Here is a 26,953-nt window from a genome sequence, read left to right as displayed (position 1 = left end):
CCACCCCAAAATCCGAGCGTCATGGACACGATCAAAATCCGCGGCGCACGCACGCACAATCTCAAAAATATCGACATCGACCTGCCGCGCGACAAGCTGATCGTGATTACCGGGCTGTCCGGGTCAGGGAAATCGTCGCTGGCGTTCGACACCATCTACGCGGAGGGCCAGCGCCGCTACGTCGAGTCGCTGTCGGCCTATGCGCGGCAGTTTCTGTCGATCATGGAAAAGCCCGACGTCGATCATATCGAAGGCCTGTCGCCGGCGATTTCGATCGAGCAGAAGTCCACCTCGCACAACCCGCGCTCCACCGTCGGCACGATTACCGAGGTGTACGACTACCTGCGCTTGCTGTTCGCACGCGTCGGCACGCCGCGCTGTCCGGACCACGGCATTCCGCTGGAAGCGCAGACGGTGAGCCAGATGGTCGATGCGACCCTGGCGATGGACAGCGAGAGGCGCTACATGCTGCTGGCGCCGGTCATCCGCGAGCGCAAGGGCGAGCATGTGCAGGTGTTCGACCAGCTGCGCGCGCAGGGCTTCGTGCGTGCCCGCGTCGACGGCGCGGTCTACGACCTCGACGCCGTGCCGCCGCTGACGCTGCGGCAGAAGCACACCATCGAAGCGGTGATCGACCGCTTCCGTCCGCGCGAGGACATCAAGCAGCGGCTGGCCGAATCGTTCGAGACCGCGCTGCGACTCGGCGACGGGCTGGTGATTGTGGTCGACATGGATGATCAGAACGCCAAGGAGCAGATGTTGTCCTCGCGCTTCTCGTGTCCGCTGTGCGATTACTCGCTGCCGGAGCTGGAGCCGCGGCTGTTTTCGTTCAACTCACCGGTCGGCGCCTGCCCGGATTGCGATGGCCTGGGCATCACCCAGGTCTTCGATCCGGCGCGCGTGGTCGGCCACCCCGAGCTGAGCCTGGCCGGCGGTGCGGTGCGCGGCTGGGATCGGCGCAACGCGCATTATTTTCAGCTGATTCTGTCGCTGGCCGCACACTACAAGTTCGATGTGGACAAGCCGTGGAAGTCTCTTTCTGCGGACGTCCAGAAGGCCATCCTGTTCGGCAGCGGCAAGGAAAAAATCGCGTTCCGCTACATCACCGAGCGCGGCGGCAAGGTCACCCGCGAGCATGCCTTCGAAGGCATCCTGCCGAACCTCGATCGGCGCTACAAGGAAACCGAATCCGCTGCCGTGCGCGAGGAGCTGGCAAAGTACATCAGCGACCAGCCCTGCCCCACCTGCGAGGGCCAGCGGCTGAACCGCTCGGCGCGCAACGTGTTCGTGGCCGATCATGCGCTGCCGTCGCTGACCCATCGCTCGATCGACGACACGCTGAGCTTTTTTGAGACGCTGAAGCTGACCGGCTGGCGCGGCGAGATCGCGGCGAAGATCGTCAAGGAAATCCGCGAGCGGCTGACCTTTCTCAACGACGTCGGCCTCAACTACCTCACCCTTGATCGCCAGGCCGACACGCTGTCGGGCGGCGAAGCGCAGCGCATCCGTCTGGCCTCGCAGATCGGCGCCGGCCTGGTGGGCGTGATGTACGTACTGGACGAGCCGTCGATCGGCCTGCACCAGCGCGACAACGAGCGCCTGCTCGGCACGCTGACGCGGCTGCGCGACCTGGGCAATACGGTGATCGTGGTTGAGCACGACGAGGACGCGATCCGCATGGCCGATCACGTGCTCGATATCGGCCCGGGTGCCGGCGTGCACGGTGGTGAAGTGGTTGCGCAAGGTACGTTCAAGGATCTGCTTGCCTCACCGCGCTCGATCACCGGGCAATTCATGTCGGGCAAGCGCGCGATCGAAGTGCCGAAGGAGCGTCGTCAGCCGATCGACAAGGCGTCGTGGCTGCATCTGAAGGGCGCTAGCGGCAACAATCTCAAGAACGTCGACTTGGCGATTCCGGCCGGGCTGTTTACCTGCGTCACCGGCGTATCGGGTTCGGGCAAGTCGACCCTGATCAACGACACGCTGTTCTCGCTGGCCGCGTCGGAACTCAACGGCGCCGGCACCACGGCAGCTCCGTACACAGCAATCGAAGGCATGGATCTGTTCGACAAGGTTGTCGACATCGACCAGTCGCCGATCGGCCGCACGCCCCGCTCTAACCCGGCCACTTACACCGGCCTGTTCACCCCGCTGCGCGAGATGTTTGCGCAGGTGCCCGAGGCACGCTCGCGCGGCTATACCGCGGGCCGCTTCAGCTTCAACGTGCGCGGCGGCCGCTGCGAGGCGTGCGAAGGCGACGGCATGATCAAGGTGGAGATGCATTTTCTGCCGGACGTCTACGTGCCGTGCGACGTCTGCGCCGGCAAGCGCTACAACCGCGAGACGCTGGCCATCCTCTACAAGGGCCACACGATTGCCGACGTGCTGGACATGACGGTGGAGGACGCGCTGAAGCTCTTCGAGAACGTGCCGACCGTCGCGCGCAAGCTCGACACCCTGCGCGCTGTCGGCCTGGATTACATCAAGCTCGGCCAGAGCGCGACCACGCTGTCCGGCGGCGAAGCGCAGCGCGTGAAGCTGTCAAAGGAGCTGTCCAAGCGCGATACCGGCCGCACGCTGTATATCCTGGACGAGCCGACCACCGGCCTGCACTTCCACGACATCGAGCAGCTGCTCGACGTGCTGCATCAGCTGGTCGACCAGGGCAATACCGTGGTGGTGATCGAGCACAACCTCGACGTGATCAAGACCGCCGACTGGATCGTCGATCTCGGGCCCGAGGGCGGCGCCGGCGGTGGCCAGATCCTGGTTGCCGGCACGCCGGAAACGGTGGCGGCAACGGCCAGCTCGCACACCGGCCATTTCCTCGCGCCGCATCTGAACGCGCACAAGGCCAACAAGGCAGCGCGCGCGCCGGGCGCCGAGAAGCGGGTAAAGGCGGCGACCAAGCACATCGCCTCCGCCGACAAGCATCACCCGCTGCCGCGGAAGAAGCGTTCGTGAGTGCGGATGCATCTGTCGATCACTCGGGCAAGCCGCTGTTCGTGGCTGCCATCGACGTGCGCTGGCGCGATCTCGATCCGTTCAATCACGTCAACAACGCCAACTACCAGACCTATCTGGAAGAAACGCGCCTGCAGTGGCTGCAGCAGCTGCGGGACTGGTCCGATAGCGCGAGTTCGCCGGTGTTGGCCGCCAGCGAACTGAACTATCGCCAGCCGATCACCTGGCCGGCTTCACTGCATGTGGAGTTGCGCTGTGCGCGGATCGGCAGCAGCTCGCTGACGCTCGCGCACCGCATTGTCGATGCCGGCGACGCGAGCCGTGTCTACAGCGACGGCAAGGTGGTGATGGTGTGGGTCAATCCGGCGACCGGCAAACCGGTTCCTCTGCCGCCGACGGTGCGCGAGGCAGCCGGCAAGCGCAACGCGGATTGAGGCAAAAAGGGGTTGGTTGAAAAAGCCGCTGCGACGGATGGCGTTCACCGGCCGTCGTTATGATGAGCTTCGACTTTTCGACGGAGTTCGCCCGATGTCCTCACCGCGTCGCACCATCCTTTCCCTCGCAATAGCCGCCTATGCCGGCATCGCGAGCATCAGTGTCGCGCATGCCTCCAGCGCCACCGAACTCACTCTTTATCGCAGCGACAGCGCGTCGCTGTATGCGAGCAGTGGCGATGCCAATGTGGATGGCGGCTACGCCGTGGTGCGCGAGCAGCGCGCGCTAACGCTTGAGGCAGGTACGCATGACGTGGTGATCGGCGATCTGCCGACCTCGCTGGATGCCGAGGCGCTGGCGCTAGGCTTTCCCGGCGGCGACGCCAAGGTGCTGTCGCAGCGTCTGCTTCTGGCGCAGGGTCAGAGCGCGGCGCTGACCGGACTCACCGGCCACACCGTGGACGTGCTCGGCAGCACCGGCCAGACGCTGGCCCGCGGTACGCTGATGCGAGCCGGCGACGGGCTGCTGATTCGCGACGGCAACGGCAGCACGACGCTGATCACCAGCTATGCCGGCGTGCGCACCACCGGCGCCGACTTTCCTACGGGTTCCAGCCTGAGCCTGCGCATCGACGCCGCACACGCGGGGCCCAGCAAGGCGGTACTGAGCTATCCCACTTCCGGACTCGGCTGGCGCGCGGCGTATGTCGCCACGCTGCAGCCGGGCGACGCGTGCCGCATGCAGTTCGAGTCGCACGCCAGCATCGCCAACCGCAGCGGCCGCGACTGGAAAGACACGCAGCTCACCCTGATTGCCGGCGAACCCAATTTCGCCAAAGCCTCGGCGCCACGACCGATGATGATGAAAGCCGCCCGTGCGATGACCAACGCCGATGCGATGCCCGAGCAGTCGACGCTCGCCGATTACCGCAGCTATACCCTGCCCGGAGCCATCGACCTGCCCGACGGCAGCGTCAGCCAGGTGCCGCTGTACGCCACGCGCACGATGAGCTGTGAACGCACGGCGCTGTTCGACAACGGCAACAGCTACCAGCCGGGTCAGCCGATGGTGGACGAAAACTTTAATCAGGACGGCGGCGGCGCGATCGTCAGCACCTTGAAGCTGACGGCGTTCGACAGCCTGCCGGCCGGCTATCTGCGCGTGCTGACCGCCGACAAGAACGGCACGCCGCAGTTTATCGGCGAAGGCCGCATCAATGACACCGCCAAAGGCAGCGATGCCACCATCACGCTAGGCACCGCGTTCGACCTGCACGCCGAACGCACGCGCACTCACTTTAGCGTCGACAAGGCCGGCCATACACTGGACGAAGCCTTCCGCATCGTCCTCAGCAACGCCAGCGACAGCGCGCGCGTAGTCACCGTGCGCGAGCATCCCAACCGCTGGCGACAGTGGACGCTCACCTCGTCGAGCAGCAAGCCCAGCGAGCAGACGACCGACACGCTGGAATTCAAGATCGACGTGCCGGCCAACGGCAAGGCCACGCTGGACTACGCCGTGCATTACGCCTGGACAGCCGGCGATCAGCCACAATAGGCAATTACTCGAGGAGTTGGCCATGCTCAATCTGATCACTCACGACGCCACCACAGGCGGCACCATCCGCGAAATCCAGATGGCTCGCCCGCCGGTCAACGCGCTGAATCTGGAGATGCTGCGCGCACTGCGTGCTGCCATTGACGACAGCATCGCCCAGGGCGTCCGCGGCATCGTACTGTCCGGCGCGCCGGGCATGTTCTCCGCCGGTGCCGACGTGCCCTCGTTGTTGGGTATCGACCGCGCTGGCGTGCACGCCTTCTGGAGCGAGTTCTTCGCGGTCTGTGCGGCGCTAGCGCGTTCGCCGGTGCCCGTCGTTGCGTCGATCACGGGACACAGCCCGGCCGGCGGCGCGGTCATCTCGCTGTTCTGCGATTACCGGGTGATGGCCGAGGGCCCTTACAAGATTGGCCTCAACGAAGTGCGCGTCGGCCTGCCCGTGCCGGAAAACATCCAGATGGCGCTGCGCCGCGTGGTTGGCGCGTATCGCGCTGAACGGCTGCTGGTTTCCGGAGCGATGATCGACGCGGCTGAAGCGCTGGCCTGCGGTTTTGTCGACGAGACCACCGGCGTGGATCAGGTCACCGTGCGTTCGTTGTATTGGTTGAACGAACTGCTGACCCTACCGTCGGAAGCGATGCTTGCGACCCGCGCCATTGCCCGCGCGGATCTCACCACCGCCTACTCGAACCCCGAGGCGCTGCCGTTGGACGGATTCGTCGACGGTTTCTTTCATCCGCAGACGCAGGCGGTGCTGCAGCAGCTGGTCGCGCGCTTGAAGAACAAGGCCTGAGCGGGCGTCGCCGGTTCAACCCTTCGCTACGGGGCGTGCGGGGTCGCTGACCCAGCCGCTCCACGACGGCGGATACAGTCGCGAACCGTGCAGCCCGGCGTGTTCCATCGCCAGCAGGTTATGGCAGGCGGTAACGCCCGAGCCGCACATATGCACCACGCTTGATGGGTCGGCCGCGCCAAGCACAGCCAGAAACTCATCGCGCAGCTGGGCAGCCGGTTTGAAACGACCGTCGCTGCCCAGGTTGTCGCTGAACGGCCTGTTCGAGGCGCCAGGCACGTGGCCGCCGACACGATCCAGCGGCTCGACCTCGCCGCGATAACGCGGCGCGGCCCGGGCATCGAGCAAAGTGCCTGCCGCCGCGTCGGCCACGGCCGCGTGATCGAGCAGCATGAGGCCGTCGTTGAATCTCAGTGAGACTTTGCTGGCGGGACGCGCTGCCGCCGCGCCTTTTTCGATGGGCAAGCCGGCGGCCCGCCAAGCGGCGTAGCCGCCGTCCAGGACAGCGACGTTTTTCTCGCCGATCAGACGCAGCAGCCACCACAGCCGTGCCGCCGCCAGCGCGCCGCCGGCCGCGTCGTAACCGACGACCGGCATGCCCGGCTGCCAGCCCCAGCGCGACAGCGACTGCGCGAGCGCCGATTCCAGCGGCAGCGGATGTCGCCCCAGCCCTTCGGCCTGGCGCGACAGATCGGACAGGTCACGATCGAGGCTGGCGTAAACCGCACCTGGGATATGGCCGTCCAGATACTCGCGCTCGCCTTTGGCGGGATCGGCCAGATCGAAGCGGCAATCGACGATCAGCACTTCGTGTAGTGCGAGTCGGGCGAGACTGGCGGCATCGATCAAGGTCGTCAGAAGCGTCATACGTGGTCCAGGCCCATGCGCTGCAGCAGGTTCAACAGCATCGACGCGGTGGCGCCCCAGATGCGATGGCCGCCGTAGATAAATTCGACCATCGGTCGTCGGTGGCCGCGAAAGTCCATCGTGTAGCGACGCAGGTTGGCGGGCTCCAGCAGAAAATCCAGCGGTACTTCGAACACTTCGGCGACCTCGTCCGGCGCCGGATGCAGCGGCGCATCGGCGGCGATACGCGCGACCACCGGCGTAATGACGTAGCCGCTGATCGTCTCGAAGCAGTCCAGATAACCCAGCGGCGTCACCAGGGCCGGATCCAGGCCGATTTCTTCCTGGCTCTCGCGCAGTGCGGTACCGATCGCGTTGCGATCCTCCGGATCGCTGCGCCCGCCCGGAAAAGCCACCTGACCGGCGTGCGACTGCAGGTGTGCGGTGCGCACGGTCAGCACCAGGCGCGGCTGTACGCCTTCGCGGAACCCGACCAGCACCGCTGCGGGCTGACGATCGGCCGTGCCGAGCAGCGTGGTCATGTCGTCATGATTCCAGCCCGGCCCGCTCGGCGGCGTGGAAAGCGGATGCAGCGCCGGCAGCAGCCGTGCCAGCGCATCCTCTTGCATCGCCGGATTTTTCCGTGCAGGGAGTTCGTGGTGCATGATCGACAACCGCTCGTCGTCGCCCATGCTTGCCCAGCGGCCAATTTCTTCCACGGTGCGCTGGCATCCCACGCATAGTCCGCGGTTGTCCAGCCGGCATATGCCGATGCAGGGAGAGAGAGCCGTGGCTGGTGCTAGACGGTAGGCATTGGGCATCCCCGTGATGCTACCACCGCGGCTTGCTTCGATCAGCAGCCCGGCGGCCGTCGAGCCAGGGCCCACTCGATGGATGGCTGATTCAGGGCTTGTCCGACTGCGGCTTGATGTCGAGCAATTGAATTTCGAATACCAGCGCTTCGTTGGGGCCGATGCGCGGCAACGCGCCGGTTTCACCGTAGGCCAGCTGCGGCGGGATCACCACCCTCCAGCGATCGCCCACACGCATGCGCGGAATCACATCCTGCCAGCCGCGAATCATCTTGTTGACGGTCATGATCGCCGGCGCGCCGTGCGCCCAGGTGCTGTCGAACTCGGTGCCGTCGATCAACATGCCGCGATAGTTCAACATCACCGTGCTGGTAACGCCGGGCTTGGTCGTGCCCGTACCTTTGGTGATCACGGAATACTGGATGCCGGAAGGCAGCTGCACCACACCCTTCACCTGCGCATTGGCCGCCATGAAATCGCTGCTCTTGCGCGCGTTGTCCACGGCGATGTGCTTGTATTCGGTCAATGCATCGGCATGCATCTGTTGCGCAAGCAGCTGCAGCTGCTGATGCATCTGCTCCATGGGAACCGCGGGGTGCCGCTTGGCGTAGGCGTCCTGGATGGCGCGCTGCAGGGTCGGAATATCCACGTCGGGCTTGCCGTCGGCAAACTGGTCACCGATCTGGTAGCCGATGGCATATGACAGCTTGACCTTGTCGAGCCTGGCCGGTGCCGGCGGCGCATCCGGCGGACGACCTTGCGCGCACACCTGGCCGCCGAGCAGAAACCCGCCCAGCAGGATCGCGTGCCAGTACTTCGGCCAATGTGTCGAGCGGTTGTCCATCGAGTCCTTCTCTGTCGCCACGGCCGACTGAGCATCACCGCCGGATGCGACATCCTAAGCGGTTGAGGGCGCGCATGCAGCGGCTTGTTCGGAAAGTGAGAACCTCCCCGGTGACAAAGGTTCCCGCTGCTAACATGCCGGTTTTGCCTTCATTGGGATTGCTCATGGCTTTTCGCAACCTGGAAATCACCCGCCGCGGCGCTGTAGAAACAATTACGGTTAACCGGCCGGACAAGCTCAATGCGCTCAACCGCGAAACACTCAACGAGCTGACCCTAGCGTTCGCTCAGGCCGCGCAGGACGATGGCGTGCGCGCCGTGGTGCTGACCGGCGCCGGCGAAAAGGCCTTTGTCGCCGGTGCCGACATCGCCGAGATGAACGGCTACACCCCCACCCAGGCGCTGGCGTTTTCGCGCACGGGTCAGCGCCTGATGAGCTCGATCGAACGCCTCGGCAAGCCGGTGATCGCGCGTATCCAGGGCTTTGCTCTCGGCGGCGGCATGGAGCTGGCCATGGCCTGCCATCTGCGCGTGGCCAGCGACAAAGCAAAGTTCGGCCAACCGGAGATCAACCTGGGGCTGATCCCCGGTTTCGGTGGCACGCAGCGGCTGCTGCGCCTGGCCGGCCGCGGGGCTGCGCTGGAGCTGTGCCTGACCGGCGCCACGATCAACGCGCAGCGGGCCTACGAGCTCGGCATCGTCACGCGTGTGGTCTCGCCCGACGCTCTGGATGAAGCCGTGGCAACCTTGGCCGATCAACTCGCCGCCGCGGCGCCGCTGGCGGCTGCCGGCATTCTCGATGCCGTGCTCAGCGGCGGCGAAACCGCGATCGATCAGGGTCTGGCTTTCGAAACCCAGGGCTTCGCGCTGGCGTTCTCCACCGAGGATATGCGCGAAGGCACGTCCGCGTTTCTGGAAAAGCGCAAGGCCAGCTTCGTCGGCCGCTGAACTTTCAGTAGTCGACGGCCGGCGCAGGGACGATCATTCGCTGTCGATCCCGCGCTGGCCGGAATGCCATCAGTGCGGATGACCGCCACGGTATTTTTCTTCGCCGGCCGTCACGCGCAGATCGAGCCGATTTTCCGGCGGCGCCAGCGGACATGTGGCGTACGGCGTGAACGCGCACGGCGGGTTGTAGGCCAGGTTGAAATCGAGAATCACCTTGCCGTCCTTCGGCAGCGGCACGTCCATGAAGCGCGCCGCGCCGTAAGTTTCCTTGCCCGAAGTGCGGTCGGCGATCACGAAGAACAGGTCGCCGCCCGGCTCTTCCTGATACGGCATCAGCTCGTAGGTGTGCCCGTCGCGTTTGAACACCGCCTTGCCCGGCACGTCGACCTTGTCGATCGTGCCGATGACCGAACCGATTTCCATCGTGTGCGCCGGATTGAAAGGCACCCAGTCGGCGGTGATGCGCCACGACGGGTCGGTCGGAAAATAATCCAGGCCGAGGAAATGCGTGCGCGTCTCGGCGTCGCTGTCTTTCACGCGCAGCGCCTTGCGGCCGTCGCGATCGATCACGTAGAAATTGGCGTGGCCGAAGCTCACCATCGTCGGGTTGGTCGTCCTGGTGGCATGTGCATCGTCGATCAGCGCCGCTTCCGCGAGGGTCTTGCCGTCGATCGTGGCGCCGCTGTCCTTGGCCAGCGCGATATGCAGGCTGCCGTCCTTGCCCAGCGTCACCGTGCCCAGATGCGCCGGGCCGGCCTTCAGCACGATGTCGTTGTCCGCCGCCGCGCCAACGCGGTTGGCGCCGACCTTCAGCCACTCCAGACCGATCAGGCTCAGCCAGCCGTTGGGTGACGTCAGCCGGGCAACGCGTGCGTCGCGCAGCTGCTTGATCTGCTGCACGTAGGCAGCCGGATCGGTGACTGAGGACGACGATGGTGTTGGCGAATCAGCGTGCACGAGAGCGGCTCCGGAAAACAGCGCGAGGGCGAGAAAGGTGTGGCGAAGCATGGCGGCAATCCGTAGCAGGCAGAACGCCGAGTATCACCGGCGCTTTGCGCGCAGGGCAAGTCGCGATCAGCGTCCGCGCATAAACAGACGATCCAGCTCGGCCACGCTGAGCTGGGTCCAGGTCGGTCGACCGTGATTGCACTGGCCCGAGCGTTCGGTCGCTTCCATTTCGCGCAGCAGCGCATTCATCTCGGGAATCGTCAGCCGTCGACCTGCGCGCACCGAGCCGTGGCAGGCCATGGTCGAGAGCAGCTCGTTTTCGAGCTCCTGCAGTCGGCGCGAGCTGCCGTGCTGGGCCAGTTCGGCCAGCACGTCGCGGGTGAGCTGGCCGACGTCGGCGCCTTCCAGCACCGACGGAATACGTCGCACCACCACGCCCGACGGTCCGCTGCGCGACAGCTCCAGCCCCCAGTCGGCGAGCGCTTCGGCATGCTCCTCGGCGGCGACGGCTTCCTTGGCGCTCACTGCGATATTCAGCGGCACCAGCAAGAGCTGCGAGCGCAGATTGCTGCCCGCGCGACCGGCCTTCAACTTTTCATACGTGATGCGCTCGTGCGCGGCGTGCATGTCGATCAGCACCAGGCCCTGCGCGTTCTCGGCCAGCACGTAGATGCTTTTTAGCTGCGCGATGGCGAAGCCCAGCGGCGGCGCTTCGCTGTCGTCATTGGCGGGCAGCGTTGCCGCTTGGTAGGAAGCCTCGGCGTAGCGCGGCGGTTCGCCGGCCAGCGCGGCGTATTCGGCCAGCGGCGCATCGCGCACGCCCAGGCTCAAACGACTCTGACTGAAGCTGCCCGACCATGCCGGGGCCGCGGCGTACGCGGATGAATTCGAAGTCGGCGCCGATGTCGACATCGTCAGTGCGCCGTTATCGGCGTGCGCGCTCGACGCCACCTGCCCGGCCCGCGTCTGCGCCAGCGCCTCGTGCAGCGTGCGATAGAGAAAATCGTGCACCAGCCGCTGCTCGCGAAAGCGCACTTCGTGTTTGGCCGGATGCACGTTGACGTCGACGCCGGCCGGATCAAGTTCGAGATACAGCACGAAGGCCGCATGGCGACCGTGGAACAGCACATCGGCATACGCCTGACGCACCGCGTGGGCGACGATGCGATCGCGCACCAGCCGCCCGTTGACGTAGAAATACTGCGAGTCCGCCTGCCCGCGCGATGCGGTCGGCAGGCCGACCCAACCGGAGAGGCGCAGGCCAGCGGCCTCGTGATCGACACGCAGGCTCTGCGCGGGGAAATCCTCGCCCAGCACTTCGGCAACGCGCTGCAATGCCGCCTGCTCGCTGTTGGCGGTTTTCCAGATGCGCACCGGTTTGCCGTTGTGGCTGAGCCGAAATTCCACGCCGCTGCGCGCCAGCGCCAGCGACTTCAGCAGATCGTCGATATGCGCAAATTCCGTGCGCTCGGCGCGCATGAATTTCCGGCGCGCCGGTACGTTGTGAAACAGATCGCGCACTTCGACGCTGGTGCCGGACGGATGCTGCGCCGGACGGGCCGCCAGCAGTTGACCGCTATCGACCTCGATGCGGAACGCCGCGTCCTGCCCGCGCACGCGCGAGGTGATGGCAAAGCGCGACACCGACGACACCGACGCCAGCGCCTCGCCGCGAAAACCCATGCTGGCGACGTGCTCCAGATCATCGAAGCTGCCGATCTTGCTGGTGGCGTGGGATGCAACCGCCAACGGCAGTTCGTCGACATCAATGCCGTCGCCGTCGTCACGCACGCGGATCAAACGCGAGCCGCCGGCCTCGATGTCCACCTCGATGCGGCTGGCACCGGCGTCGAGGCTGTTTTCCACCAGCTCCTTGACCACGGAGGACGGCCGTTCGATGACCTCGCCGGCGGCAATCTGATTGATGAGTTCGGGAGGCAGCAGGCGGATGATCGACATCCCGCAAGCTTAAGCGAGCGGGCAGCGGCATGAAAGCGCACGCGCCGCGATCGCGCGTTTACCGGCTCAGCTGGTCGGTATCGCCAGCATGGTGCCGGCCCGCACGCTGTTGCTGCTGATCTGATTCGCGGATTTCAGCGAGCTGACGCTGACACCGTACTGATTGGCGATGCTGCGCAGGCTTTCGCCCGGGCCGACGCGGTGCATGTCGCGTGCCTTGACGTGCACGGTCGACGACGGGCTTTCGGCCTGGGATGCCCCGCTGTCGTCATCAGTATCGGCCAGCGCCACCGAGGATTTGTCATGAGTGCCTGACGATGCCACGTCACCGTTATGGCGGGCGGCCTGGGCGGCAAACCAGGTGCCTGGTGGCGGAGTCGACTCGAAGTAGCTTTTCACGCCGCCCATGACGGCCGCGGCGAGCTGATCCTGATGCGCCGGGTCGCGCAGTTTGCGCTCCTCCGACGGATTGCTGATGAAAGCCGTTTCGACCAGGATCGAAGGTACGTCGGGCGAACGCAGCACCACGAAATTGGCGCGCTCGACGTAACCACGGTGCGTCGGACCGAGCATGCCGAGCGCCCGCAGCACGTTGTTCGCCACCGTGTCGCTGGCCTGGATGGCCCAGCTCTGCTGCAGATCCATCAGCACCTTGGCCAGGCCATCGTCCTTGTCGTCCAGCGTGGTGCCGCCGATCAGCTCGGCGTTTTCGCGATCGGCCAGAAAGCGTGCTGCCTCGCTGGTCTTGCCGCGCGGCGACAGCACCCATACGGACGAACCCTTGGCATCGTCGCTGGTGTAGGAGTCGGCGTGGATCGACACGAACAGATCGGCCTTGTTGTCACGGGCGATCTTGAAGCGCTGGGTCAGCTCGATGAAGTAGTCGTTGTCGCGGGTCAGCACGGCCTTCATGCCCGGCTGGCGGTTGATCAGCGCGGCCAGATCGCGCGCCACGGCCAGCGTGACGTTTTTCTCCAGCGTGCCACCGGGGCCATGCGCACCCTGGTCCTTGCCGCCGTGGCCGGCGTCGATCGCCACCACCACCTTGCGCTGGCCGCCGAGCATGGCCGCCGCATCGCGCGCCGAAGTACCGCTATTGCGACCGCTGCGCGAAGAGCGGACCGGAACCGGCGCGGGTTCGATCGCCGGCGCGCTGCCTGCATCGGCGTCAGCGTCGGCCGCCACCGTCTTTGCCGTATCGGCGGCGTCATCGTTGGGGCGATGTTCTGCCACCACCGTGCTGTGCGGCATCACCGGACCGGTCGGCGCCGTACCCGGATACAGGTCCAGCACCAGCCGGTAATCCGAGCCGGACGCCGGCTTCAGCACAAAACTTTTCAGGCGGCTGTTGGGTTCGACCTTGGCCGTCAGCTGCAGATGATCGCCCTGCTGTGCGTGCGTCATGCCGTGGAAAAGGCCGTGCGCTGCAGGGTCGGTAAAGCTGCCCGCCAACCGGGTGCCGCTGAGATCGACCAGCAGCTGGTCACCCGACTGGGTCACCTTGTAATCCAGTGGACCGGCGGCATCGATGACCACCCGCGTGTACGCGGGACCGGCCCAGACGCGCGCGCCCTTCAGATCGGCCGCATGAACCGCACACAGCGGGGTGGCTGCGGCGATTGCGACGACGATTCCACCAAGGCTGTTCAGGTATCCCCTCATAAGCCGCATTGAAGCGCAGTCTCAATGCGAATGCAACAGCATTTTTCTTTGTATTTCCGTAACCTGCGGGCTCTTTGTCAGGCTACGTCAAGTTATCGGCTGCAAGTGGCACTTTAAGATAAGGATCATGGCTGCACGTCGACTAAGAAATTTTCAAGCAAAAATAGACACTTAGCTTTTTTCCGTCGCCGATTCTTCTACCGACGAACCGGAAAGCGCGCCATCAATCCAGCCGTGACAGCAGCCGTTGGCCACGGTTGGTCAGCGCGCGCACCGTGGCGTGGCGGCCGTCGCCGGCATAAGCCAGCTGCCATTCGAGATCAGCCGCCGGCAAGGCGCCAGTGCCGCGCTCGGGCCATTCGACCAGTACGACAGCCGCGGGGTCACTGAGCGCATCCAGACCGAGCCACTCCAGCTCGGCCGGATCGGCAATCCGATAGAGATCCAGATGCCAGGCCGGTCGCCCTTGAGCGACGTAGCCTTCGATCAAACTGTATGTCGGGCTTTTGACCCGCTCGCCGACGCCCAGCGCGGTCAGCAGCGCCCGCGCGAAGCTGGTCTTGCCGGCGCCCAAGGGACCGTGCAGATAGAAGACCTGGCCCTCCTCGAGTGCGTCAGCGACCTTAATAGCCAACGCACGCGTGGCGTCCTCATTCGGCAACTCCCATTGCCGCGTAGCGTCCAGTGAATCAGTCATCGTAGTGCTCAATGATGGGCAAACCGTTCACCAGGGCCTGCAGCGGCCGCAGCAGATCGGTGGCCAACAGGCCGCGCTCGCCGTGGCGTGCCGCCGCGTCTCCCGCACGGGCGTGCAGGCCGACGCCAAGACAGGCCGCTCGCCAGGCGTCGCATCCTTGCGCCAGCAGCGCCGCGATAACGCCCGTCAGCAGGTCGCCCATGCCTCCCGACGCCATGCCCGGATTGCCCCAGGGACAGACGCTCAAACGTCCGGACGGATCGGCAATCAGCGTGCCCGAACCTTTGAGCACCACCACGGCGTGGTAGCGCCGGGCCAGCTCGCGCGCGGCGGCGAAGCGATCGCGTTCGATGTCTTTCGTCTCGATACCCAGCAGCCGCCCGGCTTCACCGGGATGCGGGGTGAGGACGGTCGCTGCCGTGAACTGCCGCGACTCGACCGACAGCAGATTCAGGCCGTCGGCATCGAGCACCAGCGGTTTGCCGGCGTCCAGCGCGGTCAGCCAAAGCGCGTGACCCCAGCCCGCTTTGCCCAGACCCGGTCCAACCGCCAGTACGCTGGCACGTTCGAGCAGCGGCTGCAGCGTCTGCGGCCCGTCGACCTCATGCGCCATCAGCTCCGGCCGCGCGGCGTTCAATGCGGTGATATTGCCCGCGCGCGTCGCCACGGTGACCAGCCCCGCTCCCGTGCGCAGGGCCGCTTCTCCGGTCATCCGCACCGCACCCGCCGTGCCGTGGTCGCCGCCGACGACCAGCACGTGGCCATTGTTGCCCTTGTTGGCATAACGTGGACGCCGCGGCAACGAATCCACCGCCAGCAGTTGCGCATCCGGAGGGATCGGCGCGTACATGCTGTCAGGAACGCCCAGCGTGGCCACTTCGACGATGCCCGCAAAATCAGCCGCCTGCCCTGTGTGCAGGCCGCGCTTGTTGGCGATGAAGGTCACCGTGACGTCAGCCGCCACCGCGGCACCCAGGTGCCGACCGGAATCGGCGTTGATCCCCGACGGAACGTCCAGCGCAAGCACCGGCGCGTCCAGCGCATTGATGCGCTCGATCAGGTTGGCAACCGCCGGTTCCGGCGCACGATTGAGGCCGATGCCGTACAGCGCGTCGACCTGGACATCCGCCACTGGCAGTTCGCTATCGACGCGCCACGCACGCACCGTGCCGCCATCGGATGCCCAGGCCGCTCGCGCCAGCGCTGCGTCGCCATGCGACGACTCGCCGAGCGCAACGATCTCGACATGCAGGCCCGCTTCCCGCGCCAGCAGCCCGAGCAGAAACCCGTCGCCGCCGTTGTTGCCGGGTCCGCAGTAGACGGTGATGCGACGCGCTTCGGGCCAGTGGCGACGCAGGCTGTTCAAAGCCGCACTGGCCGCGCGCCGCATCAGATCCGTGCCGGAAACATCCAGAGCGGCAAACGCCTCGCTTTCTAGCGTGCGCAATTGTTCGACGGTGTAGAGATCGCGGGTGTGGTGTGCGTTGGCCATCCGGAATTATAGACACGGCCACCGTCTACAATGGATCGATGTCCGAGCCCGATACACGCCCTCGCATCGACTACGCCGCACTGGCTGGCGACATCAAGCGCTGGGCGAAGGAACTTGGCTTTGCCGATGCGGGCATCAGCGGCACGGATCTCGGCGCCGACGAACTGCACCTCGAACGCTGGCTCGACGACGGCCATCACGGCGAAATGGAATACATGGCGCGACACGGCGCCAAGCGCAGCCGCCCCGCCGAGCTGGAGCCCGGCACGCAGCGCGTGATCTCGGTGCGGATGGACTACATCCCGCCCGGGACGGCCAACGCCTGGGGCGTCATCGAGGATGCTGAAGCCGGCTACGTGGCGCGCTATGCGCTGGGTCGCGACTATCACAAGCTGATGCGCAGCCGGCTGCAGAAGCTGGCCGAACGCATTCACAGCGTCGTCGGCGACTTCGGCTATCGCGCCTACGTCGATTCGGCGCCGGTGCTGGAAAAGGCGCTGGCGCGCAACGCCGGGCTAGGCTGGATCGGCAAGCACACGGTGCTGATCAACAAACGCGCCGGCTCGTATTTCTTTCTCGGCGAGCTGTACACCGACCTGCCGTTGCCGGTGGACACACCGGCCAGCGCACACTGCGGCAGCTGCAACCGCTGCATCGACATCTGCCCGACGCAGGCCATAGTCGGGCCCTACCGACTCGATGCGCGACGCTGCATCTCCTATCTCACGATCGAACTCAAGGGCAGCATCCCCGAAGAGCTGCGCGCGCCGATGGGCAACCGCATCTTTGGCTGCGACGACTGCCAGCTGATCTGCCCGTGGAACAAGTTTGCGCAGGAAACCACCGAGCCGGATTTCGCGCCGCGCCATAGCCTGGACGGCGCCAAACTAGTCGATCTGTTCGGCTGGAGCGAAGAGGAATTCCTCAAGCGCACCGAGGGCATGGCGATCCGTCGAACGGGCTACGAAGGCTGGCTGCGCAATATCGCCGTGGCGCTGGGCAACTCGCCGACATCAGCCGCAGTCACCGCCGCGCTGGAGGCGCAAGCGGCGCATGTGTCACCCGTTGTACGCGAACACGTGCAGTGGGCGCTGGCCCGCCATCAACGCTGACGAATCAGGCGGCGACCATCTGCGTGGGGATCGAACGATTGGTGTGCGAGATGCGATTGTGCGCATCGGCGTATACCAGAGTGGGCTGGAATTTCTCCAGCTCCGCCTCGCTGAGCTGGGCGAAGGCGGCGATGATGATCAGATCACCCGGCTGGGCGCGATGCGCCGCGCTGCCGTTGACCGAAATGATGCCCGAGCCTTCCTCGGCACGCAGCGCGTAAGTGACGAAACGCTTGCCGTTGTTGATGTTCCAGGCGTGGATCTGCTCGTACTCACGGATGCCCGACGCGTCGAGCAACAGGCCGTCGATCGCGATCGAGCCTTCGTAATGAAGCTCGGCATGGGTAACGGTGACCCGGTGGATCTTGGCCTTGAGCATGTTCAGGTGCATGACGTACTTCCCGCAGGTACAGCCTGCGCAACGAGTAATTATCGAAGCCCGGAGGCTTGGCCGCAACTGGGCGGCCGGATGGGGACTATTTAGGGACGTGCTAGTCGAACATCAAGTTGTCGATCAGACGGGTCGTGCCCAGCCGGGCGGCAATGAGCGCGACCAGGCCCTCGCGCTGATCTTCGGCCGGTTCGGCCAGGTCGTCGGCGCGGCGAATCACCGCATAATCGGGCGCAAAACCCGCGCGCGTCAGCCGCGAGGCGGCCACCTGCTCCAGCGCACGCCAGGCGTGACCCTGCAGAAACAGCTCGCGCATCTTGCTCAGGGTGTCGTAGATCAGGACGGCGCGGGCTCGCTCATCGGGTGACAGATACTGGTTGCGCGAACTCAGCGCCAGGCCGTCGTCAGCGCGCAGGGTCGGCGCGGACATCACCTTCACCGGCAAGGACAGGTCGCGCACCATCCGCTCGATCACCTTCAGCTGCTGAAAATCCTTCTGACCGAAGACGGCGATGTCCGGCTGCACCAGATTGAACAGCTTGCACACCACCGTGGCCACGCCGTCGAAGTGCCCGGGCCGATGGGCGCCTTCCAGCGTTTCGGTGATTTGTGGCACGCGCAGGCTGACGCTGTGCTCGGGGCCGAACGGGTAAATCGTGCCGACATCGGGGGCAAACAGCAGATCGCAGTCCTGGTCGGCCAGCGCGGCCTGATCCTGCACCAGCGTGCGCGGGTAGCGCTCGAAGTCCTCGTTCGGACCGAACTGGGTCGGGTTGACGAAGACGCTGGCAATCACGCGCTCGGTACGTGCACGCGCCAGCTTGATCAGCGACTGATGGCCTGCGTGCAGGTTGCCCATGGTCGGCACAAAGCCGACAGTTTCGCCCTTGCTGCGCCAGCCGCGGATAGCCGCGCGCAGCGCGGAGACGTCTTGTACGGTCTGCATGGTTGGCTTTGGCCGGTCAGTTGAAACAGTGTTCGGGCGCGGGGAAAACGCCGCTGCGCACATCCTCGGCGTAGGCGGCGATGGCTGCCGCGACAGAATCGCGCCCAGCGAGGAAATCCTTGCTGAATTTCGGTCGTTTGCCTGGGGTGATGCCGAGCATGTCATGGATCACCAGCACCTGCCCGTCGCAATGCGGGCCGGCGCCGATGCCGATGACCGGTATATTCACGGCGGCGGTCACGCGCTCGCCTAACGCCTTCGGTACGCCTTCCAAGACCAGCAGGTCAGCGCCAGCGGCCTGTACCGCCAGCGCCTCGGCCAAAATGTGATCCGCCGCAGTCTGCTCGCGCCCCTGAATGCGAAAGCCACCGAACTTGTGCACCGACTGCGGCGTCAGGCCCAGATGCGCGCATACGGGAATCGCCCGCGCGACCAGCGCAGCGATGCCTTCGAGGATATGCGGCGCGGCGCCTTCGATCTTCACCATCGCCGCGCCGGCTTCGCCGACCAACCGCGCGCCAGCTTCCAGCACGTGCGCCGTGTCGCGATCGGCCATGAACGGCAGATCGGCTATCAGCATCGTGGCAGACAATCCACGGGCGACGGCCGCCGTGTGATAAACCATGTGATCGAGCGTCACGGGCAGCGTGCTGCGATGCCCCTGCACCACCATGCCCAGCGAATCGCCCACCAGCGCAATGTCGACGCCGGCGTTTTCCAGCTGCCAAGCAAAGCTGGCGTCGTACGCGGTCAGCATGACGATGCGCCGCCCCTGCGCCTTCATCGCATGCAGGCCCGGCACGGTGACCGGCTTGCGTTCGGGGGTGCTGGCGTTCTGCACGTACACGGCAATTCCTCAGATTAACGGGAACATCGGCCGCCGATTATCGGCCGCGCACGATGGTGGCTCAAGCTTGAAAACTTTCAGCCCAGACGCTCGCAGCCGGAGGCATCGAGCTGTTCCAGCAGCGCGCGCACCGTTCCCTGGCCTGGAATCTCCAGCGTGGGCGCGATATCGAACAGCGGCAGCAGCACAAAGGCGCGTTCGGCGATGCGCGGGTGCGGCAGGATCAGCTGCTCATCGTGCCGAGTCACGCCGTCCATGTGCAGCAGATCCAGATCCAGCGTGCGCGGACCGTTGCGCTTGGCGCGCACGCGACCGGCGTTGCTCTCGATCTGCAGCAGCGCGTCGAGCAAGGGCTCCGGCAGCAGCTCGGTATACAAAGCGACGACGGCGTTGATAAACGGCGGCTGTTCGAGCACACCCCAGGGCGCGGTCAGATAAAGCGGCGAACGGCGCAGCACACGGGTAACAGGCAAGCCATCGAGCGCGTCCATCGCAGCGACAACCTGCTGCCGCGAATCACCGAGATTGCTGCCCAGCGCGACGTAAGCCAGCGTCACGCCGAGCCCGATTTGTCGCCTGGCTTGCGACGGCGGCGACGAGGGCGGGGTTTGCCTGAGCTCGCCACCACACTGTCGCTGGGATAATTGCCGCCGCCGGCCGGCAGCGCGGCCGACAGCACGTCCTGCGGCAGCAGCTGCGCGTGTGCCCACCACTGCCCGAGCTCGCGCATCGCCGGCGACTCGTCGGCGCGAAGCAGCAAAAAGTCGAACGCGGCGCGAAAGCGCGGATGGGTCATCAGGCGGAACACGCGCTTGCGCTGGATCTGCTCGAAGCGCGGCTGCAGCGACCAGATCTCTTCCATCGTAAAAGTGAAACGGCGCGGGATCGCCACGCGCTGGCACTGCTCGGCCACCACCTGCGCCGCCGCACGTGCCCAGGCTTCGTTGCCGTCCATGCCCTGGCCGATCCACTGGTGCGCCAGATCACGCACCTCACCCCACAGCAGCACCGCAAACAGGAAAGCCGGCGTGACCGACTTGCCTTCGGCGATGCGCGTATCGGTATTGGTCAGGCCCTGCTCGACCAGCGAACGCAGCGCCTGATCGCCGCGCTTGAGAGCACGCGCGGTGGCCGGGAACAGAAACTTCAGCAGGCCGCACTTTTCCAGCATGCGGAAGCTTTTCAGCCCCTGGCCGCCGAGAAACATCTTCAGCGATTCGTCGAACAGTCGGGCTGGCGCCGCCTCGGCCAGTAGCGGGCCCAACGTCTCGAAAGGCGCCATCGCCGCCGCGTCGATCTGCATGTCGAGCTTGGCTGCCAGTCGCGCGGCGCGCAGCATGCGCACCGGATCTTCGCGGTAGCGCGTGACCGGATCACCGATCAGGCGCAGCACACGGTCGTCGAGATCTTTGCTGCCGTTGACGTAGTCGCGCACCGAGAAATCGCTGATGTCGTAGTACATCGCGTTGACGCGGAAGTCGCGGCGAATCGCATCTTCTTCGATCGTGCCCCAGATGTTGTCGCGCACGATGCGCCCGTCGACGATGTGCCGGTCGCCTTCGCCCCCTTCTTCACCCAGCCCGCGAAACGTCGCCACCTCGATGATCTCCGGCCCGAACACTACGTGTGCCAGACGAAAGCGCCGGCCGATCAGCCGGCAGTTGCGAAACAGCCGCTTGACCTCATCCGGCGTGGCGCTGGTGGCGACATCGAAGTCCTTCGGATGCAGCCCCAGCAGCAGGTCGCGCACGGCACCACCGACCAGATACGCGGTGTAGCCCGCTTCGTTCAGGCGATAGAGCACGCGCAGAGCAGCCTTGCTGATGTTCTTGCGGGAGATGATGTGCTGGTCGCGCGGAATGATCCGCAGCGTCGGCGTGAAGTCGGTGTCAGTCCCTGGTTCGAGGTTCAAGCTGTAGGAATCCTTGCAGGACGATTGGCCCGTGGGTTCAAAGTTGGATGCGCGACTCTATCGATAACCATGCGTGTGAATCGATGAAGTCGATGCGGCCGGCGTTGCCAAATACCTTTGTATATCCAGCATTGCCGGGCGAAACAATTCCGTTATACTAGCGCGCCTCACAGCATAACGCTCCCTTCGTCTAGTGGCCTAGGACACTGCCCTCTCAAGGCGGGAACACGAGTTCGAGTCTCGTAGGGAGCACCATTGTTTTTGCAATCTTCCATGTGTTTTTGCAATCCTCCATGATTGCTGCTGTCTGGAGAGGGTTCCGGTGACACGCTGCTCTCTGCCTTGGTTAGTCCAGAATCGGCCATCCATGGCCGCACTCTTCGTTAGAGCCTTTCGACCACCATATCTATAGCTGAATTGCCTCATGACGTTTGTAGTCATCGACAACTGCATCAAGTGCAAATACACCGACTGCGTTGAAGTGTGCCCGGTCGATGCTTTTCATGAAGGCCCCAATTTTCTCGTGATCGATCCGGACGAGTGCATCGACTGCACGCTGTGCGAGCCGGAATGCCCGATCAATGCGATCTACCCGGAAGACGACGTACCGGCCGGCCAGGAGTCGTTTGTTGCGCTGAACGCCGAGCTCGCCAAGGGCTGGCCGGTGATCACCGAGCGCAAGGACGCCCCCGCTGATGCCAAGGATTGGGAAAACAAACCCGGCAAGCTCGACCTCCTCAAGCGCTGACTTCTCCGCACATCGCAAACAAAAAAGCCGCCTCGAAAGGGCGGCTTTTTTGATGCCCACCCTGCACCATGATGATGCAGGGCTGGCGTCGGCTTACTTGTCTTTCTTCTTCTTGCCCAGCTTGGTCCGCAGCGCATCGACCACTTTGATCACGGCCGGCGCATCGCCCTGCGCACGCACCTCGCTGGCTTCCGTGCCGCTGCTGTCGATCATGATCTGCACCGGATGCGTCGTCGAACCGGCCGCATCGGCCGAAACAGGCGCGCTCTTCTTGAACATGCCGAAGAAACCCTTCTTTTTCTGCTGGATCACAGCGTTGGGCACGCTCACGGTGTACGTGCGCGCGGCATCATCGTGCGCCGTCACCTGGCCAAGACTTCCGCCGGCGAGCTCGGCTCCGACTGCCTTGTACGCATCATCGACGTTGCTGGCCATCACAAAGCCGTCGGTAATCGCGCCGGACGAACTTCCGTTGACGCTGGCCGTGGCACCGTTCGACGTGGGCTGGTTGGCGCCCGGCGGCGGAATTACCAGTGCCGCCGTGGTCGTGGGGCGATCGAGCTGCGGCGGAATCTCCAGCGGCGCCTCCTGCTGAGCGGTGTCCCACGCCTTGTGCGAGCGGAACATGCCGCAGCCGGAGAGCAGCAGACCACTGAGGGCCAGAAGCGGCAGGGCCACGAGGAGTGGTGTTTTCTTCATGTAATCGGATTCCGTGAGAAAGTTCAGACAGCCGTCAAGCAGCGGCAGTCGCCAAGGATGCCAGACTGGACAGCGCTTGGTGCAATCGGGCGCGATCCGGACCGTCGTTCAATTCAACCAGAGGTAACCTTGGCACGGCCAAGCCCAGCCCCAAAACCGGCAATCCGGCCTTCACCGCAATCGGGTTCGGCGCACAGTCCAGCGCCTGCACCAGCGGACTCAGCGCGGCGTGACAGCGCGCCGTTTGCGCCGTGTCTCCCGCGAGCGCCGCATCGCACAGTGCCCTGAAAGCCTGCGGCACCAGATTGACCACCACCGATATTGTACCGCCCGCTCCCGCCAGCATGGCGGTGCCGGCCGATGCATCGTCGCCGGAGAGATAGACGAAATCCGGACTCACAAGTTCCGCAAGGGCATCAATGCGCTCGCGATCGCCGCGCGCCTCCTTGATGCCGATGATGGCCGGATGATCGCGCAGGCTGGCCACGGTCTCAGGCAGCAGGTCGCTACCGGTACGGCCGGGCACGTTGTACATCAGCACCGGCAGCTCGCCGTGGTCGGCCACATCGAGGTAGTGTCGGCGCAGGCCTTCCTGGGTCGGGCGAACGTAATACGGCACCACAACCAGCGCGGCGTCGACGCCGAGAACCTTGGCACGGCGGGTCAACGCGATGGTTTTGGCCGTACCCGCCTCGCCGGTACCGGCGATCACCGGCACCCGCCCGGCCACGTGCTCTACCGCATAAGCCAGCAGGCGATCGAACTCATCGTGCTCCAGCATATGCGCTTCGCCGGTCGACCCGGCCACCACCAGCGCCTGCGTGCCGCCAGCCAGCTGAAAATCGATCAGCCGACCGAAAGCCGGCAGGTCGAGCGCGCCGTCTGCCGTGAAAGGGGTAACCAGCGCGCAAATGCTTCCGCGAATGTTCAAGAATCGATTCCGCTCCTGGGCAGAACGCGCATGTTACTTGCGGCTTCACAAGGCCGGCAAGTAAACCCGATAGAGTAATGTCTTGATTCCGCACCACGCGGCTTGCTGCAAATACCGTCATCAGGTGGATTTTTTGAAACCCTCTTCCGCTTCCGCACATGCCAGCAGCGACAACCAGCTGCTCATCCATGCGCTTACTCCGTCGACCAAGTCGCCGCTGCTGGCGCTGGCCAAGCGCATCGCCGACGCCGGCTGCAACCTTACCGAGTCACGGGTTTCCAGCATCGGTACCGAGGTGTCGCTGATGCTGCTTGCCAGCGGCGCGTGGGATGCGCTGGCCAAACTCGAAACCGCACTGACCAAGCTGGCGCGCGACGAGAGCCTGCGGCTGGTGCAGTACCGTACCGGGCCGCGCGAAAACAGCTCGCATCTGCTGCCGTATCTGGTGGAGGTAGTGGCGGCGGACCGGCCCGGCATCGTGGTGCGCATCGTGGAATTTTTCACCCAGCACGGCATCAGCGTCGAACAGCTGAACTCCACGCGCTATCAGGCCATGCAGACCGGCGCCGAGATGTTCCAGGCCCAGTTCACCATTGGCGTGCCGTCGGAAATCCACATTGCCGCGCTGCGCGACGATTTCCTCGAACTGTGCGACGGGATGAACCTCGACGCGATCATGGATCCGGTGAAATTCTGAAACTCGCCCGGCCGTTGAGCATCGCGCGATAACGGCCGGCTGACAAGGACTGTTATAGCCAGTCGCGCACGCGCTAGTCTAGCGGCGGGACTTCAGAGGGACGTGCATTGCAGTCAGCTCTTCGATTCATGCGGTCAGCCAACGGCCCACCAGTCGCCGCGCGGGTAACACCGTCACTGCAGATCGCTGCTGCTAGGCCGCACCCTCTTGCCGTTCGCGTGTTCGCCATCCCCTGTTCCGATTCCCTTTCCCGCAAAAGCATCAATCACGGTGAGGCTTCACCGTGCCGGAGTAACCATGCCCGAGCTCGGCAAGAAACTTCCCCCACTGAAAGGCCAGGTCAGCGACGGCAGCGAGCTGAAGCTGGCCAGCCTCAAAGGCCAGTGGGTGGTCGTGTATTTCTATCCCAAGGACAGCACCCCCGGCTGCACCACTGAAGCGCAGGATTTTCGCGACCTGTACCCCGAATTTCGCAAGCGTCATGCCGAAGTCATCGGCGTATCGCGCGACTCGCTGAAGTCGCACGCCAACTTCAGCGCGAAGCAGGAGCTGCCGTTTCCGCTGATTTCCGACGTTGATGAGGCCTGGTGCCAGGCGTTCGATGTCATCCACGAAAAAGTGCTTTACGGCAAGCGCCACCTGGGCGTCGTGCGCAGCACCTTTTTGATCGACCCCGATGGCAAGCTCAGCAAGGAGTGGCGCGGCGTGAAAGTGCCCCGACACACCCAGGCCGTGCTCGACGCCATTCCGTCGAAGTGAACTTCGCTCACGCTTACATTTTCAAAGTCACGGCCGTCCGGCGTCGCCGCGCCGTGCGCCGCGAGTATCCGACGACGGCGAACCCGCCACCGTTACTGTGCCACCCACCCACCAGCGAGGACTCTTCCGCATGACCGGAAGCACGCGAATCTACGCTCTCGACACCAACGTCCTGCTGCATGACCCGACCTCGCTGTTCCGCTTCGCGGAGCACGACGTCTTTATCCCGATGACCGTGCTGGAGGAACTGGACGAAAAAAAGAAAGGCGCCTCGGAGGTGTCCCGCAACGGCCGGCAGGTCAGCCGATTTCTCAACGAGCTGATCGAGCGCGGCAAGGGCCACAACCTCAACGAGGGCCTTGAACTCTCCAATCCGCAGGGGATCAACCTCAAGCGCGACAACGCGGTGGGCAGGCTTTATTTCGAGCAGCGCCTCAGCGCCAATCGCGGCAAGGCCGACAACCAGATTCTTGCCTCGGTAATGGAGCTGCGCGATCAGCACGCCGATCGTGACGTCATCCTCGTCACCAAGGACATCAATCTTCGGATCAAGGCCAGCATCGAGGGCGTGGTCGCCGAAGACTACGAAAACGATCGCGCGCTGGACGATTTTTCGCTGCTGTATACCGGCGCGGCGGAACTGCCGGAAGACTTCTGGAACCTGCACCCCGAAGTCAAATCCTGGACCGAGCGCGGCCGCACCTTCTACAAGGTCGATCGCCATGACGACGAAGAATGGCATCCCAACCAGTGCCTGTTTCTGCCAGGCGAAAACGAGGTCGAACTGCGCGTACTGCATCTGGACGATGTCAACGCCACGCTGGTGCTGCTGGACGATCACTCGCACGCCAACCATCACGTGTGGGGCATCGGCGCGCGCAACCGAGAGCAGAACTTCGCCCTCAACGCGCTGATGGATCCGGACATCGATTTCGTCACCCTGCTGGGCAACGCCGGCACCGGCAAGACCCTGCTGGCGCTGGCCGCGGGTCTGGCGCAGGTGATGGATCAGCAGCGTTACCGCGAGATCATCATGACCCGCGCGACGGTGTCCGTCGGCGAAGACATCGGGTTCCTGCCCGGCACCGAGGAAGAAAAGATGACGCCGTGGATGGGCGCGCTCACCGACAACCTCGAAGTGCTTGCCAACCCCGAAGACGGGGGCAGCTGGGGGCGCCAGGCGACCAACGACCTGCTCGCCTCGCGCATCAAGATCCGTTCGCTCAACTTCATGCGCGGGCGCACTTTCCTCAGCCGCTACCTGATCATCGACGAGGCGCAGAACCTCACGCCCAAGCAGATGAAAACCCTGATCACCCGTGCCGGCCCCGGCACCAAGATCGTCTGCCTGGGCAACGTCGAGCAAATCGACACGCCCTACCTCACCGAAACCACCTCCGGCCTCACCTACGCGGTGGACCGTTTCAAGCAGTGGGAGCATTCGGCGCATATCACCCTGCGGCGCGGCGAGCGCTCGCGGCTGGCGGACTTTGCGGCGGAGGCGCTTTAAGGCGGGGAACGGGACGCGCGCAGCGCGAGCGCCGAAGGCGCGGCCCGAAGGGCGAGCGGCAAAGCCGCGAGTAAACGGGGAACGGGGAACGGGGAACGGGGAACGGGGAGAGCGAATCACGGCGAGCCCAAGTTTTCGTTCCCTATCCCTTCAAATTAATCGACTACTACACGCGCTTTGCCCGCTCGCACAAAATTGCTGCAATTTATTGATCCAAAAACCAAAAATGGACTTTCACCATGGCTATGTACTTACCCCTGCTCATCGACTTGCTATGCCTGATTTTTGGTCTTGGCTTGGTTATATCGGGAACGAGGCTCATGTGGATCAGCGGTAGTTACATGAAGAAAAAGATGAAATCTCTCCCGTAATTGGAGCTCCCGGATCTTCTCGATGCTGAAGACGGGGTCATGGTTGTTTGGGGCAAGCGAGTACAATGAAGGGT

25 protein-coding genes and 1 tRNA gene are annotated in these 26,953 nt (G+C 64.6%); 11 read left to right on the top strand and 15 right to left on the bottom strand.

What is annotated here, in order from left to right; translation table 11 throughout:
- The first annotated feature begins 21 nt into the window (after positions 1-21).
- The 4 genes from uvrA (at position 22) to ACDK93_RS06805 (ending at position 5,749) form a co-directional block, all read left to right on the top strand.
- Positions 22-2,964 (top strand): excinuclease ABC subunit UvrA, encoded by a 2,943-nt coding sequence (gene uvrA / locus ACDK93_RS06820; protein ID WP_458071851.1) that lies wholly within the window; start codon positions 22-24, stop codon positions 2,962-2,964.
- Positions 2,961-3,398 (top strand): acyl-CoA thioesterase, encoded by a 438-nt coding sequence (locus ACDK93_RS06815; RefSeq protein WP_458071850.1) that lies wholly within the window; start codon positions 2,961-2,963, stop codon positions 3,396-3,398. Before uvrA ends, ACDK93_RS06815 begins: the two co-directional genes overlap by 4 nt.
- 94 nt (positions 3,399-3,492) lie before the next feature.
- Complete coding sequence (locus ACDK93_RS06810; protein WP_458071849.1) at positions 3,493-4,956, top strand: DUF4139 domain-containing protein; 1,464 nt, start codon at positions 3,493-3,495, stop codon at positions 4,954-4,956.
- Positions 4,957-4,978: 22 nt separating this feature from the next.
- Positions 4,979-5,749 (top strand): enoyl-CoA hydratase/isomerase family protein, encoded by a 771-nt coding sequence (locus ACDK93_RS06805; protein ID WP_458071848.1) that lies wholly within the window; start codon positions 4,979-4,981, stop codon positions 5,747-5,749.
- Positions 5,750-5,764: 15 nt separating this feature from the next.
- Here ACDK93_RS06805 and ACDK93_RS06800 read toward each other — a convergent pair whose 3' ends face one another.
- The 3 genes from ACDK93_RS06800 to ACDK93_RS06790 form a co-directional block, all read right to left on the bottom strand.
- On the bottom strand, positions 5,765-6,616 hold the full coding sequence (locus ACDK93_RS06800) for a sulfurtransferase (RefSeq protein WP_458071847.1): 852 nt from the start codon (positions 6,614-6,616) through the stop codon (positions 5,765-5,767).
- On the bottom strand, positions 6,613-7,416 hold the full coding sequence (locus tag ACDK93_RS06795) for a CoA pyrophosphatase (RefSeq protein ID WP_458071846.1): 804 nt from the start codon (positions 7,414-7,416) through the stop codon (positions 6,613-6,615). The genes ACDK93_RS06800 and ACDK93_RS06795 overlap by 4 nt, the downstream gene beginning before the upstream one ends.
- Positions 7,417-7,498: 82 nt before the next feature.
- Positions 7,499-8,251, bottom strand: a complete 753-nt coding sequence (locus ACDK93_RS06790) for an FKBP-type peptidyl-prolyl cis-trans isomerase (RefSeq protein ID WP_458071845.1) — start codon at positions 8,249-8,251, stop codon at positions 7,499-7,501.
- Positions 8,252-8,415: 164 nt separating this feature from the next.
- Between ACDK93_RS06790 and ACDK93_RS06785 the strand changes: the two genes are divergently transcribed.
- Positions 8,416-9,198 carry an enoyl-CoA hydratase-related protein gene (locus tag ACDK93_RS06785; RefSeq protein ID WP_458071844.1) on the top strand — a complete coding sequence of 261 codons (783 nt, stop codon included), beginning with the start codon at positions 8,416-8,418 and terminating at the stop codon, positions 9,196-9,198.
- A gap of 69 nt (positions 9,199-9,267) precedes the next feature.
- Here the strand turns inward: ACDK93_RS06785 and ACDK93_RS06780 are convergent, their stop codons facing one another.
- The 5 genes from ACDK93_RS06780 to ACDK93_RS06760 all read right to left on the bottom strand — a co-directional run bounded on the left by ACDK93_RS06780 (position 9,268) and on the right by ACDK93_RS06760 (position 15,956).
- A complete protein-coding gene (locus tag ACDK93_RS06780; RefSeq protein WP_458071843.1) occupies positions 9,268-10,206 on the bottom strand; it encodes a DUF1684 domain-containing protein in 939 nt (312 codons plus the stop codon).
- A 66-nt stretch (positions 10,207-10,272) separates the two neighbouring features.
- Positions 10,273-12,105: a DNA mismatch repair endonuclease MutL gene (gene mutL / locus ACDK93_RS06775; protein ID WP_458071842.1), complete on the bottom strand. Its 1,833-nt coding sequence runs from the start codon at positions 12,103-12,105 to the stop codon at positions 10,273-10,275.
- A 66-nt stretch (positions 12,106-12,171) separates the two neighbouring features.
- Complete coding sequence (locus tag ACDK93_RS06770; RefSeq protein ID WP_458071841.1) at positions 12,172-13,767, bottom strand: N-acetylmuramoyl-L-alanine amidase; 1,596 nt, start codon at positions 13,765-13,767, stop codon at positions 12,172-12,174.
- Between the two features lie 223 nt (positions 13,768-13,990).
- Complete coding sequence (gene tsaE, locus ACDK93_RS06765; RefSeq protein ID WP_458071840.1) at positions 13,991-14,464, bottom strand: tRNA (adenosine(37)-N6)-threonylcarbamoyltransferase complex ATPase subunit type 1 TsaE; 474 nt, start codon at positions 14,462-14,464, stop codon at positions 13,991-13,993.
- Positions 14,457-15,956, bottom strand: coding sequence for an NAD(P)H-hydrate dehydratase (locus ACDK93_RS06760; RefSeq protein ID WP_458071839.1), 1,500 nt, complete (start codon positions 15,954-15,956; stop codon positions 14,457-14,459). The genes tsaE and ACDK93_RS06760 overlap by 8 nt, the downstream gene beginning before the upstream one ends.
- Before the next feature lie 38 nt (positions 15,957-15,994).
- Here ACDK93_RS06760 and queG point away from each other — a divergent pair, with 38 nt between their 5' ends.
- Entirely contained in the window at positions 15,995-17,068 is a 1,074-nt protein-coding gene (gene queG, locus ACDK93_RS06755) for a tRNA epoxyqueuosine(34) reductase QueG (RefSeq protein WP_458071838.1), read from the top strand.
- Between the two features lie 4 nt (positions 17,069-17,072).
- Here the strand turns inward: queG and panD are convergent, their stop codons facing one another.
- The 5 genes from panD to pcnB form a co-directional block, all read right to left on the bottom strand.
- Positions 17,073-17,459, bottom strand: coding sequence for an aspartate 1-decarboxylase (panD, locus tag ACDK93_RS06750; RefSeq protein WP_458071837.1), 387 nt, complete (start codon positions 17,457-17,459; stop codon positions 17,073-17,075).
- A gap of 100 nt (positions 17,460-17,559) precedes the next feature.
- Positions 17,560-18,405 carry a pantoate--beta-alanine ligase gene (panC, locus tag ACDK93_RS06745; protein WP_458071836.1) on the bottom strand — a complete coding sequence of 282 codons (846 nt, stop codon included), beginning with the start codon at positions 18,403-18,405 and terminating at the stop codon, positions 17,560-17,562.
- A 16-nt stretch (positions 18,406-18,421) separates the two neighbouring features.
- On the bottom strand, positions 18,422-19,252 hold the full coding sequence (gene panB, locus ACDK93_RS06740) for a 3-methyl-2-oxobutanoate hydroxymethyltransferase (protein WP_458071835.1): 831 nt from the start codon (positions 19,250-19,252) through the stop codon (positions 18,422-18,424).
- Between the two features lie 77 nt (positions 19,253-19,329).
- A complete protein-coding gene (gene folK, locus ACDK93_RS06735) occupies positions 19,330-19,809 on the bottom strand; it encodes a 2-amino-4-hydroxy-6-hydroxymethyldihydropteridine diphosphokinase (RefSeq protein ID WP_458071834.1) in 480 nt (159 codons plus the stop codon).
- Positions 19,806-21,164 (bottom strand): polynucleotide adenylyltransferase PcnB, encoded by a 1,359-nt coding sequence (gene pcnB, locus ACDK93_RS06730; RefSeq protein ID WP_458071833.1) that lies wholly within the window; start codon positions 21,162-21,164, stop codon positions 19,806-19,808. Before pcnB ends, folK begins: the two co-directional genes overlap by 4 nt.
- A gap of 179 nt (positions 21,165-21,343) precedes the next feature.
- On the opposite strand from pcnB, the gene ACDK93_RS06725 reads away from it, so the two are divergent.
- Positions 21,344-21,419: transfer RNA gene (locus tag ACDK93_RS06725), tRNA-Glu, on the top strand.
- A 169-nt stretch (positions 21,420-21,588) separates the two neighbouring features.
- On the top strand, positions 21,589-21,912 hold the full coding sequence (fdxA, locus tag ACDK93_RS06720) for a ferredoxin FdxA (RefSeq protein WP_458071832.1): 324 nt from the start codon (positions 21,589-21,591) through the stop codon (positions 21,910-21,912).
- Positions 21,913-22,005: 93 nt separating this feature from the next.
- Here the strand turns inward: fdxA and ACDK93_RS06715 are convergent, their stop codons facing one another.
- Positions 22,006-22,611: a hypothetical protein gene (locus ACDK93_RS06715; protein WP_458071831.1), complete on the bottom strand. Its 606-nt coding sequence runs from the start codon at positions 22,609-22,611 to the stop codon at positions 22,006-22,008.
- A 34-nt stretch (positions 22,612-22,645) separates the two neighbouring features.
- Positions 22,646-23,542, bottom strand: coding sequence for a 4-hydroxy-tetrahydrodipicolinate synthase (gene dapA / locus ACDK93_RS06710; RefSeq protein ID WP_458071830.1), 897 nt, complete (start codon positions 23,540-23,542; stop codon positions 22,646-22,648).
- 133 nt (positions 23,543-23,675) lie between these two features.
- Here dapA and ACDK93_RS06705 point away from each other — a divergent pair, with 133 nt between their 5' ends.
- From ACDK93_RS06705 to ACDK93_RS06695, 3 genes are all read left to right on the top strand, one after another.
- The gene (locus ACDK93_RS06705; RefSeq protein ID WP_458071829.1) at positions 23,676-24,239 is read left to right on the top strand and encodes a glycine cleavage system protein R; all 564 of its coding nucleotides are present in this window, start codon (positions 23,676-23,678) and stop codon (positions 24,237-24,239) included.
- 297 nt (positions 24,240-24,536) lie between these two features.
- On the top strand, positions 24,537-24,998 hold the full coding sequence (locus ACDK93_RS06700) for a peroxiredoxin (RefSeq protein ID WP_458071828.1): 462 nt from the start codon (positions 24,537-24,539) through the stop codon (positions 24,996-24,998).
- 130 nt (positions 24,999-25,128) lie between these two features.
- Positions 25,129-26,508: a PhoH family protein gene (locus ACDK93_RS06695; RefSeq protein WP_458071827.1), complete on the top strand. Its 1,380-nt coding sequence runs from the start codon at positions 25,129-25,131 to the stop codon at positions 26,506-26,508.
- Positions 26,509-26,953 lie beyond the last annotated feature (445 nt).

Source organism: Rhodanobacter sp. BL-MT-08 (genome assembly GCF_054161255.1).
The sequence above is the reverse complement of the archived record's forward strand: the minus strand, read 5'-3'. Positions and strand labels throughout refer to the sequence as shown.

Coding starts and splice junctions, on each gene's coding strand:
- uvrA (WP_458071851.1), top strand. CDS start 22: ATGGACACGATCAAAATCCGCGGCGCACGCACGCACAATCTCAAAAAT.
- ACDK93_RS06810 (WP_458071849.1), top strand. CDS start 3,493: ATGTCCTCACCGCGTCGCACCATCCTTTCCCTCGCAATAGCCGCCTAT.
- ACDK93_RS06805 (WP_458071848.1), top strand. CDS start 4,979: ATGCTCAATCTGATCACTCACGACGCCACCACAGGCGGCACCATCCGC.
- ACDK93_RS06800 (WP_458071847.1), bottom strand. CDS start 6,616: ATGACGCTTCTGACGACCTTGATCGATGCCGCCAGTCTCGCCCGACTC.
- ACDK93_RS06795 (WP_458071846.1), bottom strand. CDS start 7,416: ATGCCCAATGCCTACCGTCTAGCACCAGCCACGGCTCTCTCTCCCTGC.
- ACDK93_RS06790 (WP_458071845.1), bottom strand. CDS start 8,251: ATGGACAACCGCTCGACACATTGGCCGAAGTACTGGCACGCGATCCTG.
- ACDK93_RS06785 (WP_458071844.1), top strand. CDS start 8,416: ATGGCTTTTCGCAACCTGGAAATCACCCGCCGCGGCGCTGTAGAAACA.
- ACDK93_RS06780 (WP_458071843.1), bottom strand. CDS start 10,206: ATGCTTCGCCACACCTTTCTCGCCCTCGCGCTGTTTTCCGGAGCCGCT.
- mutL (WP_458071842.1), bottom strand. CDS start 12,105: ATGTCGATCATCCGCCTGCTGCCTCCCGAACTCATCAATCAGATTGCC.
- ACDK93_RS06770 (WP_458071841.1), bottom strand. CDS start 13,767: ATGAGGGGATACCTGAACAGCCTTGGTGGAATCGTCGTCGCAATCGCC.
- tsaE (WP_458071840.1), bottom strand. CDS start 14,464: ATGACTGATTCACTGGACGCTACGCGGCAATGGGAGTTGCCGAATGAG.
- ACDK93_RS06760 (WP_458071839.1), bottom strand. CDS start 15,956: ATGGCCAACGCACACCACACCCGCGATCTCTACACCGTCGAACAATTG.
- queG (WP_458071838.1), top strand. CDS start 15,995: ATGTCCGAGCCCGATACACGCCCTCGCATCGACTACGCCGCACTGGCT.
- panD (WP_458071837.1), bottom strand. CDS start 17,459: ATGCACCTGAACATGCTCAAGGCCAAGATCCACCGGGTCACCGTTACC.
- panC (WP_458071836.1), bottom strand. CDS start 18,405: ATGCAGACCGTACAAGACGTCTCCGCGCTGCGCGCGGCTATCCGCGGC.
- fdxA (WP_458071832.1), top strand. CDS start 21,589: ATGACGTTTGTAGTCATCGACAACTGCATCAAGTGCAAATACACCGAC.
- ACDK93_RS06715 (WP_458071831.1), bottom strand. CDS start 22,611: ATGAAGAAAACACCACTCCTCGTGGCCCTGCCGCTTCTGGCCCTCAGT.
- ACDK93_RS06700 (WP_458071828.1), top strand. CDS start 24,537: ATGCCCGAGCTCGGCAAGAAACTTCCCCCACTGAAAGGCCAGGTCAGC.
- ACDK93_RS06695 (WP_458071827.1), top strand. CDS start 25,129: ATGACCGGAAGCACGCGAATCTACGCTCTCGACACCAACGTCCTGCTG.